Origin of the sequence: Amycolatopsis rhizosphaerae (genome assembly GCF_007713715.1) — a bacterium.
Taxonomy (GTDB): Bacteria; Actinomycetota; Actinomycetes; order Mycobacteriales; family Pseudonocardiaceae; genus Amycolatopsis_E; species Amycolatopsis_E rhizosphaerae.
On the sequence record NZ_VJWX01000235.1, the window covers coordinates 1 to 10841 of the forward strand.

The window sequence follows — 10841 nt, forward strand, 5'->3', positions numbered from 1 at the left end:
CGTCCCGCCCCCGGTCCCGCCCGCCGGCCTGGAGGACGACGACCACTTCACGGGCCAGCCGCTCGGCTTCGGCCCGCGCGTGCCGACGACCGTGGTCTCGCCGTGGACCGTCGGCGGGTTCGTCGACTCCACCGTCTACGACCACACGTCGGTTCTGCGCCTGCTGGAGCGGTGGACGGGCGTCGTGGAGCCGAACATCAGCCGGTGGCGGCGGGAGGTGGCAGGCGATCTGACGGGCGCGTTCGACTTCCGGCACGCGGGCAGGCCGCCGCGGCTTTCCCGGCCCGGTCCGGTGCCGTCCCCGATCGCCCGCTGGCACCCGCAGGCGCCCGAACAGCAGGCGATGCCCGCCACCGAGCCCGGCACGCGGCCCGCCAGGGCGCTGCCGTACCAGCCGTCGGTGTCCGCGCTGGTTCAGGACGGGCTGCTGGCTCTCACGCTCCGCAACGAAGGGCGCGCCTCGGCCCATTTCGCGATCTACCCCTACGCCGGTGAGCTGATCGAGCCCGCGCACCACGACGTGTCCGGCGAGCACAGCGTGCGGCTGCCGATCCCCACCGGTTCCTACCGGGTGTCGGTGCAGGGCCCGAACCGGGCGTGGTGGGAGCTGCGCGGCAAGCTGTCCGGCGCGAATCTCGACGTCCGGACGCGGTTCGTGCGGTCCGGGCTCGAACTCACCGTCGTCAACGCCGGGACCAAGCCGATGACCGTCCGGCTGGCGTCGAAGCGCTACGCGCCCACGACGCGGGTGGTGCAGGTCGCGGCGGGCCGCTCCGCCGTGCTGGCCTGGCCCACCGAACGCGGCTGGTACGACGTCGAGGTGACCACCGATGCCGACCCGGCCTTCCACCGCGGCCTGACCGGGCGGGTGGAGAACGGACGCCCCGGCGTCACCGGCTGAGCATGCACCGTTTCCCGTCGAAGCGCCCGGATCGCCGGGCGCTTCGACGGGCAAGGGAGTCCTACCGGCCGCGGATGGTGCGGCGGAGGCGGGGCACCCGCTCGGCGAGGGTCCGCTCCACGCCGCGCTGGGTGGGCTGGTAGTAGTCGCGCCCCACCAGCTCGTCCGGCGGGTACTGCTGCGCCAGCACGCCCTCCGGCACGTCGTGGGGATAGCGGTAGCCCTGCGCGTTGCCGAGCTTCGCCGCGCCCGCGTAATGCCCGTCGCGCAGGTGCGGCGGCACCGTGCCGATGCGCCCGGAGCGCACGTCGGCCAGCGCCGCGTCGATGCCCGCGACGATCGCGTTGGACTTCGGCGCGGTGGCCAGGTGCACGGTGGCCTGTGCCAGCGCGAGTCTGCCCTCCGGCATGCCGATGAACTGCACCGCGTGCGCGGCGGCGACCGCCGACTGCAGTGCGGTCGGATCGGCCATTCCGACGTCCTCGCTGGCGTGCACGACCAGGCGCCGCGCGATGAACCGCGGATCCTCCCCCGCCTCGATCATGCGGGCCAGGTAGTGCAGCGCGGCGTCCACATCGGACCCGCGGATGCTCTTGACGAACGCGCTGACGACGTCGTAGTGCTGGTCGCCGTCTCGGTCGTAGCGCACCGCGGCCTTGTCCACAGTGGACTCGACAATGGCCAGGCCGATGGTGCGGTGCTCGGTGGCGGCCGCGGCGTCGGCGGCCGCTTCGAGCGCGGTCAGTGCCCGGCGGGCGTCCCCGGAGGCGAGGCGGACCAGGTGCGCGCTCGCCTCGGCGGTCAGTTCGAGCTGCCCGCCGAGCCCCCGCTCGTCCGCGAGCGCGCGCTCGATCAGCTCGCGGATGTCGTCGTCGGTGAGCGGCCGCAGTTGCAGCACCAGCGAACGCGACAGCAGTGGCGAGACCACCGAGAACGACGGGTTCTCCGTGGTGGCGGCCACGAGCAGCACCGTCCGGTCCTCCACCGCCCCCAGCAGCGCGTCCTGCTGGGTCTTGGAGAACCGGTGCACCTCGTCGATGAACAACACGGTGTTCTCCGCGTGGTACAGGCGACGGCGCCGGGCTTCCTCGATGACGCCGCGCACCTCCTTCACCCCGGCCGACAAGGCCGACAGCGCCACGAACCGGCGCCCCGTCGCGGTGGACACCAGGTTGGCCAGAGTGGTCTTGCCGGTGCCGGGCGGGCCGTAGAGCAGCACCGAGGCGGGTGCGGCGCCCTCCACGAGCCGGCGCAGCGGGGCGCCCTCCCCCAGCAGGTGCTGCTGCCCGACCACCTCGTCCAGGGACCGGGGCCGCATGCGCACCGCGAGCGGGGCACCGGGCGGCAGCGGCTGTTCCCGGGGCGCCTCCGTGCGCTCCGGCGGCGCCACCTCGGGGTTCACCGTGAAAAGTTCGTCCTGCTGCACCACTCCACCGTAGTGGCCGGGACCGACGGATTCGCGGAGGCCAAGGGGCGCCTCAGCCCACGGGCCCGGCCTCCGCACCGGGTGCGACCTCCGGCTCCGCCGCGAACCGCCGTGCACGGCGGCCCTCCCGCGCGGCCTCCAGCAGAATCCGCGCCGCGTGGGGGACCAGATCACGACCACGCCGCCACAGCCACGGAATCCCTTTGACCACAAGCCAAGCGAGGTGGTCCACGGTGCGCGGCCGCACCCCGCCGGAACACACCAGGCTGACCGGCTCCACCAGTTCGATCCCGCGCCGCGCCAGCACCTCCGTCAGCCCGCGCGCCAGCAGCCGGTGCCCGAGTTCCGACGGGTGCAGCCGGTCCACGCTCCACGCGGACAGCTCGTAGGCGCCCGGCACCGCGGCCAGATCCAGGCAGGGCACCCCGTGCCGGGCGACCACCTGGTCGATGCCGCCGTTCAGCGCCTCGATCCGGTCCTTGAGCGCCCGGTACAGCGGCCCCGGCAAGCGGAACACGCGCCCGTGGTCGTGGTACCGCACGGGCACCACCACCGCGCCCGCCGCATCCAGTGCGGTCACCACGTGTTCGAGATCGGCGGCCAGGGCCGCCGGGTCGAAGTCCGACCGCAGGGTGTCGTTCATCCCGACGATCACCACCACGACGTCGGGGGCGTGCGCGAGCGCGGCCGGCAGTTGCGTGTCACGCACACAGCGCATCCGGGCGCCGGCGAAGGCCAGGTTGAGGTAGCCGTCCGGGCCGACACCGAGCGCGGAGGCCACGAACGGCCCCACGCCCCGCCAGCCGCGGCCCGGCACCGGATCGCCGAGCCCGACGGCCGTGGAATCACCGAGCACGGCCAGCCGCCGCACCCGGCGCGGCGCGGGCTGGGCCCGCCGACTCTGTTCGCTCACCGCGGTCACGACTAGACCTTCGGGCACGCAGCCGCATCGGCGGTGAGCGCGGGGTAACGAAGCAGAGATCTTCCAGCGAACTACTGGAACGCCGGGTACAGCGGCAGTTCCAGGCCGGGGCCGAACCGCGCGTCCAGCCCGGCGGCGGTCTCCCGCGCATGCGCGGCGAGGCGCTCACTGCCCTGCCGCTCGGCGTACGCGTGCAGGTTCCGCCACCAGGTCACCAGCGCGGCCGGTTCCTCGCACCGGCCCGCCAGCGCGCTCCACGTGTTCACCCAGACCAGCAGCAGCTGGTGGTCGAGCAGATGCGCGGACAGCACGTCGTTGTCGGCAAGACCGGGCCACACCCCGGCGATCTCGGCCCGCCACGCGGCGACCATCGCCTCGCTCATCCCCGCGGGCAGCGCGCCCGGATGGGCGCTCGAGGCGAAGGGCACGCGCAGGTGTGCCGCGTCGATCAGGGCGTTGCGGACCCGGCCCCGCTCGAAGTCGAGGAACCGCACCCCGTGGCTGGTCACCAGGTTGTTTTCAGGGCTGAGGTCCACCGGGCTGAACGCGCGGTAGGCCAGGGACCGCGCCCGTGCGCAGGCCTGCTCCGCGTAGTGCCGGACCTCCTCCGGCGTGTCCACCCCCACCGCCTCGGACAGCAGCGACGGCAGCTGGGCACACGCCGCCACGGGAGTGCCGTCCTCGTGCTGGACCGGGCCGCCCACGCGGCGCAACAGCGCGTCGAAATCGGCCTCACGCGCGGCCGTGGTGGCGTGCATGCGGCCCAGGGACCGCGCCCAGGACAGCAGAGACCGCTCCGCGGCCCGCGCGTCGCCGCCGCGCAGCTTGTCCCGCAGGGTCGGCGCCCGGCCGAGGTCCTCGATCACCAGCACGCGCGCCGCCGGGTCGTGGGCCAGCAGTTCCGGGCACATCCGGTCCTCCGGGGGCAGCGCGGTGAACAGCTGGTAGCTGACCGCCTCCTGCGCGAAGGGGTCCGGTTGCCCGCTGGGCGCGGGATCGGGATAGTGCTTGATCACGATGGTGCGGGGAAGCCCGAACGGGGAGGAGGCGATCCGGGCGCGCACCACGGTGGCCGGGCCGCTGCCGGGCAGCAGCTCCGGATCGACCAGCTTGATGGCGCTGCCGAACCGGCGGGCGAGCACGGCCTCGCCGGCCGCGACCGCACCGATCACGGCCCGCTCCCCGGGCGGGGCGGCACCGTCCGTCGATACCGGCGATCCGGCACCGCGGTAGGCACCCTCATGTCTGCCCTCTTGAGAAGTGTCGAGCGTCATCGCCTTCGACCCTACTAGCGGTCACGCGCGCGTCACCAGAACGATTTCAGCCCGCGGGCAGCGGTCGGCCGTTGGCGCGCCCCCGTTGCCCCCGACGGCGGATCGCCAGTACTCCCGCTGCCGCGATCACGATGCCCACCAGGTTCACCGCCAGCTGCGCGACCGACTCCAGCGACCGCGACCAGTCGCCGGTGATGGCCGCCACGGCGGCGTACCCGGCGGCGGGCACGGTGGTGACCGAGATGAACACGCCGACCAGCGCGGCCGATTTCGCCGAGGTCATCGCCAGCATCCCGGCGGCGCCGGCGAGCAGCGCCACGATCAGCGAGTACCAGCCGACCTGGTAGACGAAATCGACCTCCTGGTGCCCGCTGCGCAACTGCCCGGTGTCGAGCAGCCCGGCGAGCTCACTGAGCAGCGTCGCGCCCGCGGTCACCACCATCGCCAGCGGGAACCCGACGGCCAGTGCGGTGCCTGCCCGGCGCACCAGGTCCCACCGCCGCAGGACCAGCCCGACCGCGATCGCGGCCAGCGGGCCGAACTCGGGGCCGACCACCATGGCACCCACGATCGTCACCGGGGAGTTGGTGACCGCACCGATCGAGGCGAGCAGGCACGCGATGGTGAGGAACGCCTGGAAGGTGACGTTGAGCCGGGACTCCTCCCCGGTGCGCGACACGAGTTCCTGCCACACCACCGCGTCCGCGCCCTCGCCCGGCGCCGCCCGCTCGGCCTCGTCGGCCGCATCCGACAGCGCCGTGTCGAGCGTCTCCAGCGTGATGCCGCCGACGCGGTCGAGGCCCAGCTCGCACAGGGCCTCGACCACCTCGTCCGCCGCCTCGCGGGCGACGTCGGCCTCGATCAGGTCCCCCGGGGGCGTGACCGCCGCGCCGCGGTGCACCAGCAGGTGCGCCGCGCCCGGCTGGTCACGCAGCACCGCGAGGGCCCCTTCGGTGCACTCCGGCGGGCAGATCACCCGCAGGTGCAGCATCGGCCGGGCCTACCCGGCCTGCGGCTTGACCGGCTTCGGCCGGAAGTCGATACCGGCCTCCCTGCGCTGCTGGTCGGTGATCGGCGCGGGCGCGCCGGTCAGCGGGTCGTAGCCGCCGCCGGTCTTCGGGAAGGCGATCACGTCGCGCAGCGAGTCCGCACCGGCCAGCAGCATCGTGATCCGGTCCCAGCCGAAGGCGATGCCGCCGTGCGGCGGCGGGCCGAACTGGAAGGCGTCGAGCAGGAACCCGAACTTCTCCTGCGCCTCCTCCTCGGACAGGCCCATCACCTCGAAGACCCGCTTCTGCACGTCGGCCCGGTGGATACGGATCGAACCGCCGCCGATCTCGTTGCCGTTGCAGACGATGTCGTAGGCGTAGGCCAGCGCGCTGCCCGGGTCGGTCTCGAACTTGTCGATCCACTCGGGGGTGGGCGAGGTGAACGCGTGGTGCACCGCGGTCCACCGGCCGGAGCCGACCGCCACGTCGTCGGTCTCCTCCGCGAGCTCGAACAGCGGCGCGTCGACGACCCAGACGAAGGACCACGCGTTCTCGTCGATCAGGCCGAGGCGGTGGCCGATCTCCACCCGCGCCGCACCGAGGATCGCCCGGGCGTGGCTCGCCGAGCCCGCGGCGAAGAACACGCAGTCGCCCGGCTTCGCGCCGACGGCCTCCGCGAGGTTCTCCCGCTCCTTTTCGGAGATGTTCTTGGCGACCGGGCCGGACAGGGTGCCGTCCTCGGCGATCAGCACGTAGGCCAGGCCCTTCGCGCCGCGCTGCTTGGCCCACTCCTGCCAGGCGTCGAGCTGGCGGCGCGGCTGGCTGCCGCCGCCCGGCATCACCACGGCGCCGACGTACGGTGCCTGGAAGACCCGGAAGGGGGTGTCGGCGAAGAACTCGGTGAGCTCGGTGAGCTCCAGCCCGAAGCGCAGGTCCGGCTTGTCCGTGCCGTACTTGGCCATCGCGTCGGCGAAGGTCATCCGCGGGATCGGCAGGGACACCTCGTGCCCGATGAGCCGCCACAGCGCGGCGACGATCTCCTCGCCGATGGCGATCACGTCGTCCTGCTCGACGAAGCTCATCTCGATGTCGAGCTGGGTGAACTCCGGCTGGCGGTCGGCACGGAAGTCCTCGTCCCGGTAGCAGCGGGCGATCTGGTAGTACCGCTCGAGGCCGCCGACCATCAGCAGCTGCTTGAACAGCTGCGGCGACTGCGGCAGCGCGTACCACGAGCCGGGCTTCAGGCGGGCCGGGACGACGAAGTCACGGGCGCCCTCGGGGGTGGAGCGCGTCATCGTCGGGGTCTCCACCTCGACGAAGTCGCGGTCGTGCAGCACCTCGCGGGCCACGCGGTTGGCCTCGCTGCGCAGGCGCATGGCCCGGGCCGGGCCGCTGCGGCGCAGGTCGAGGTAGCGGTACTTGAGGCGGATCTCCTCGCCGGCGTCGACCCGGTCGTCGATGGGGAACGGCAGCGGCGCGGATTCGGCGAGCACCTCGAGTCCGGTGGCGAGCACCTCGATCCCGCCGGTGGGGATCTCGGTGTTCTCGTTGCCCTCGGGACGCCGGGAGACCTCCCCGACGACCCGGACGCAGAACTCGGCGCGCAGGTGGTGCGCACGCTCGGCCATCTCGCCCTCGCGGAAGACGACCTGCGCCACCCCGCTGGCGTCCCGCAGATCGATGAAGATCACCCCACCGTGATCGCGCCGCCGGGCGACCCACCCGGTGAGCGTGACGATCTGGCCGGCGTGCTCGGCACGCAGGGTGCCGGCGTCGTGGGTGCGAAGCACTGCGGTTGCTCTCCTTAAAGGGCGCGGAACGCACGATGGCTAGCAGGGGTTTTGCTGTCGGTCAAGGCTAACGAATACCCCCCGGGTGCCCGCCACCAGGTTTCGCTGCCGCGGTCAGAGCAGCGTCAGCTGCCCGGCCGCGGGCGGCGGAACAGGCACGGCGGCCCCGGCCCCGGCGGACGGCTCGGCGGACGGCCGGTGCGCGGACCCGGTGTGCCCGCCCAATCCGTGCCGTCGCAGCAGGGGCGCGACACGCGCGGCCAGCGTGCGGCGATAGCGGCCCCCCGCGTAGCTGCCGCCCGCGTACAGCTCCCGGTAGCGCGGGACCAGCTCCGGGTACTCGCGCGCCAGCCACCGCCCGTACCACTCGCGGGTACCCGGGCGCAGGTGCAGCGCGAGCACCGTGGCGCCGGTCGCCCCGGCGGCGGCGATCGCGGCGAGCAGTTCGTCCAGTTGCCCGGTGGAGTCGGTCAGCCCGGGCAGCACGGGCGCGACCATCACGGAACAGTCCAGTCCGGCGTCGCGGATCCGGCGCACGAGCTCCAGCCGCGCCTTCGGGCTCGGTGTGCCCGGTTCGAGGCGGTGCTGCAGTGCGCGGTCCAGCAGCGCGATCGACACGCCCAGCCCGACGTCCACCTCCACCGACACCGACCGCAGGAGCGGCAGGTCACGGGCGAGCGTGGTGCCTTTCGTGAGCACGGAAAACGGGGTGCCGGAGCCGGCGAAGGCGCGGATGATGCCGGGCATCAGCCGGTACCGGCCCTCGGCACGCTGGTAGGGATCGGTGTTGGTGCCCATCGCCACGTGCTCCCGCGTCCAGCCCGGCCTGCGCAGCTGGGCCGCGAGCACCTCCGGCGCGTTGATCTTGACCACGACCTGGGTGTCGAAGTCCCGACCGGCGTCGAAATCGAGATAGGTGTGGGTGTTGCGGGCGAAGCAGTAGGTGCACGCGTGGGAGCAGCCGCGGTACGGGTTCACCGTCCAGCGGAACGGCACCCGCGAGCGACCGGGCACGCGGTTGAGCACCGAGCGGGCGCGGACCTCGTGGAAGGTGAGGCCGGCGAACTCCGGTGCGGGCACCGACCGCACGAGCCCGTCGAGCCCGATCAGTGCCTGCTGTGCCTCGGCCCCGGCGCGTTGGCTTTCCCACCTCATTTCTCCAGTCGAACACATGTTCGCATCACCGTCAACCCGGCGAGAATTGCTGTTCCAGCAAACAATTTTGCCGTATCAGGAGGCCATGGGGCAGTCTCCCCCACATGGACAACCACTACGTGGTCATCATTCCCATCGAGATCGACGACGAAAGCGAAGACGCGTACCTCGCGATGTGGCAGGACGGCGCTGAACTGATGGCCGCCCAGCCCGGCTTCGTGCGGGCGTCGATGTTCCGCACCGTCGTTCCGGGCAGCAGGTTCACCCTCGTGACCGTCGCCGAGTGGGAGACGGCCGGGCACTGGGCCGAAGCGATGAACGTGTGCCCGATGCTGGCGCAGCGGACCGCCGTCGTCCACGCCTCAGGCTACGAGGCGATCCGGACCGTCCTGCCGCGGTCCGAGAAGGGCGGGACGCGGACGGCGGGGTGAACAAGGCCACGACGGACGCGTCCCGGCGGCGTTTCAGCCCACGATGCGGTGCACGAAGCACCACCGCCAGTTCTCCCCCGGCTCGAAGCTGCGCATCACCGGATGGCGGGTGTCGTGGAAGTGCTGGGTGGCGTGGCGGCGCGGCGAGGAGTCGCAGCAGCCGACGTGCCCGCATTCCAGGCACAACCGCAGGTGCACCCAGGTGGTGCCCTCGCGCAGGCAGTCCTCGCAGCCGGTCGCCTCGGACCGGGCGTCACCGGCCCGGTCGAGGTGCTCACAGGAACCCGCGGTGTTCTCGGGGGTGTACAGCTCCCGGCCCGTCGACTCCACGCCGCCCGCGGACGAGGTCAGCATCGACTCCTCGATGTCGAGGGTCTCCAGCACACTGAGCAGCACCTCGTCGTCGACCGTGGCCTGGTCACGGGCCCTGAGCAGCACCTCGCGCTCGGCCTCGAGCATCTCCGAGCGAAGGCGCCGGTAGGCCGCGCTCGGCGTTTCCTCGAGGCCGCTGCCCGCGCCCAGGCGTTCCCAGGCGGAGTCGGAGCGGTACGCCTGCTTGTCCCGCAGCCGGTCGATCACCTCCGCCGGGTCGCTGGGGCGGCGCGCCGCCTCCAGCCGGTCCAGGCCCGCCTGCGTCATGTCGTGCAGCAGCGCGGCCTGCTGCAGCGCGTCCTCGCCCGGGTCCGGCCCCGGCAGGTCCAGCCAGCGCACGAGCCGGGGCAGCGTGGTGCCCTGGATGACCAGGGTGCCCGCCACCACGACGAACGCGGCGAGCACCAGCACCGCGCGCTCCGGCGTGTCCGCGGGCAGCACGAAGGCCGCCGCCAGCGTGACCACTCCGCGCATACCCGCCCAGCCCAGCACGGCCGAGTAGTGCCACGGCACCTCCCACGTCCTGGTGAACCGCCGGAGCAGCCCGGCCGCGAACATCCACACCAGCCTCGCGGCGATCGTGGCCACCAGCACGGCCGCGCAGATCGCCGCGATCGCCGGCGCCGACAGATCGCTGCGCGCCGCCTCGCCCAGCAGCCGCCGCAGTTGCAGCCCGATCAGCAGGAAGACCGTGTTCTCCAGCAGGAACTGGATGGTGCGCCAGTTGAGCAGGCCCGCGAGCCGCGACGGACCCGACAGCAGGCGCGGGGTCTGCTGGCCGACCATCAGGCCGGCGACCACGACGGCGAGCACACCCGAGCCGTGGATCGCCTCGGCGGGCAGGTAGGCCACGAACGGGATCACGAACGACCACGCGGTGTCCAGCACCGGGTCCACCAGCCTGCGCCGCAGCAGGCCCGCCCCCCAGCCGATCACCAGTCCCACCGCGGTGCCGCCCGCCGCGGCGAGCAGGAAGTCCAGACCGACCTGCCACAGCGCCACCGAGCCCGCGATCGCGGCGATCGCGGTGCGCAGGGCGACCAGCGCGGTGGCGTCGTTGAGCAGGCTTTCCCCTTCGAGGATGCGCACGATCCGCCGTGGCATGCCGACCCGGCGGGCGACCACCGTGGCGGCCACCGCGTCCGGCGGCGCCACGACCGCGCCGAGCGCGAACCCCGCGGCCAGCGGCAGCCCGGGGATCGCCAGCCAGGCCACCAGGCCCACCACGAGCGTGGTGAACACGACCAGCCCGACCGACAGCAGCGCGATCGGCATGCGGTTCGCCCGGATTTCGACCAGCGAGGTGCGGACCGCGGTGGAGTACAGCAGGGGCGGGAGCAGCCCGACCAGCACCAGCTCGGGGTCGAGGTGGTAGTCGGGCACGGTCGGGATGAACGAGGCCCCGACGCCGGCCAGGACCAGCAACAGGGGCGGCGACCAGTCGAAGCGCCGGGCGAGCCCGGTGACGAGCAGGACCACCACGACCAGGCTGAGGATGGCGATCGCCGGCTGCATCAGGCGGTCACGGTGCGCCGAGGGAGGAACAGCCTCCGGGGCCGGAAGTCACACACCGGATCAAGG

At 73.0% G+C, this 10841-nt stretch carries 9 protein-coding genes; 2 read left to right on the forward strand and 7 right to left on the reverse strand.

Annotated elements, in window-relative coordinates; all coding sequences use genetic code 11:
- On the forward strand, positions 1 to 901 hold a 901-nt coding region (locus FNH05_RS21815), incomplete at its 5' end, for a phospholipase domain-containing protein (RefSeq protein WP_144590570.1).
- A gap of 61 nt (positions 902 to 962) precedes the next feature.
- Here the strand turns inward: FNH05_RS21815 and FNH05_RS21820 are convergent.
- From FNH05_RS21820 to FNH05_RS21845, 6 genes are all read right to left on the reverse strand, one after another.
- Complete coding sequence (locus FNH05_RS21820; RefSeq protein ID WP_144590571.1) at positions 963 to 2327, reverse strand: replication-associated recombination protein A; 1365 nt, start codon at positions 2325 to 2327, stop codon at positions 963 to 965.
- 52 nt (positions 2328 to 2379) lie between these two features.
- Positions 2380 to 3240 carry an SGNH/GDSL hydrolase family protein gene (locus FNH05_RS21825; protein WP_425458473.1) on the reverse strand — a complete coding sequence of 287 codons (861 nt, stop codon included), beginning with the start codon at positions 3238 to 3240 and terminating at the stop codon, positions 2380 to 2382.
- A gap of 80 nt (positions 3241 to 3320) precedes the next feature.
- The gene (locus FNH05_RS21830) at positions 3321 to 4523 is read right to left on the reverse strand and encodes a phosphotransferase (protein ID WP_425458472.1); all 1203 of its coding nucleotides are present in this window, start codon (positions 4521 to 4523) and stop codon (positions 3321 to 3323) included.
- Positions 4524 to 4569: 46 nt separating this feature from the next.
- Positions 4570 to 5514, reverse strand: coding sequence for a DUF389 domain-containing protein (locus tag FNH05_RS21835; RefSeq protein WP_144590572.1), 945 nt, complete (start codon positions 5512 to 5514; stop codon positions 4570 to 4572).
- A 9-nt stretch (positions 5515 to 5523) separates the two neighbouring features.
- Positions 5524 to 7302 carry an aspartate--tRNA ligase gene (gene aspS, locus FNH05_RS21840; protein ID WP_144590573.1) on the reverse strand — a complete coding sequence of 593 codons (1779 nt, stop codon included), beginning with the start codon at positions 7300 to 7302 and terminating at the stop codon, positions 5524 to 5526.
- A gap of 114 nt (positions 7303 to 7416) precedes the next feature.
- Complete coding sequence (locus FNH05_RS21845) at positions 7417 to 8457, reverse strand: Rv2578c family radical SAM protein (RefSeq protein ID WP_144590574.1); 1041 nt, start codon at positions 8455 to 8457, stop codon at positions 7417 to 7419.
- A 104-nt stretch (positions 8458 to 8561) separates the two neighbouring features.
- Between FNH05_RS21845 and FNH05_RS21850 the strand changes: the two genes are divergently transcribed.
- On the forward strand, positions 8562 to 8888 hold the full coding sequence (locus FNH05_RS21850; protein ID WP_144590575.1) for an antibiotic biosynthesis monooxygenase family protein: 327 nt from the start codon (positions 8562 to 8564) through the stop codon (positions 8886 to 8888).
- A 33-nt stretch (positions 8889 to 8921) separates the two neighbouring features.
- Here the strand turns inward: FNH05_RS21850 and FNH05_RS21855 are convergent, their stop codons facing one another.
- Positions 8922 to 10775, reverse strand: a complete 1854-nt coding sequence (locus tag FNH05_RS21855) for a Na+/H+ antiporter (RefSeq protein WP_144590576.1) — start codon at positions 10773 to 10775, stop codon at positions 8922 to 8924.
- Positions 10776 to 10841: the final 66 nt, after the last annotated feature.

Coding starts and splice junctions, on each gene's coding strand:
- FNH05_RS21830 (WP_425458472.1), bottom strand. CDS start 4,523: ATGACGCTCGACACTTCTCAAGAGGGCAGACATGAGGGTGCCTACCGC.
- FNH05_RS21835 (WP_144590572.1), bottom strand. CDS start 5,514: ATGCTGCACCTGCGGGTGATCTGCCCGCCGGAGTGCACCGAAGGGGCC.
- FNH05_RS21845 (WP_144590574.1), bottom strand. CDS start 8,457: ATGAGGTGGGAAAGCCAACGCGCCGGGGCCGAGGCACAGCAGGCACTG.
- FNH05_RS21850 (WP_144590575.1), top strand. CDS start 8,562: ATGGACAACCACTACGTGGTCATCATTCCCATCGAGATCGACGACGAA.
- FNH05_RS21855 (WP_144590576.1), bottom strand. CDS start 10,775: ATGCAGCCGGCGATCGCCATCCTCAGCCTGGTCGTGGTGGTCCTGCTC.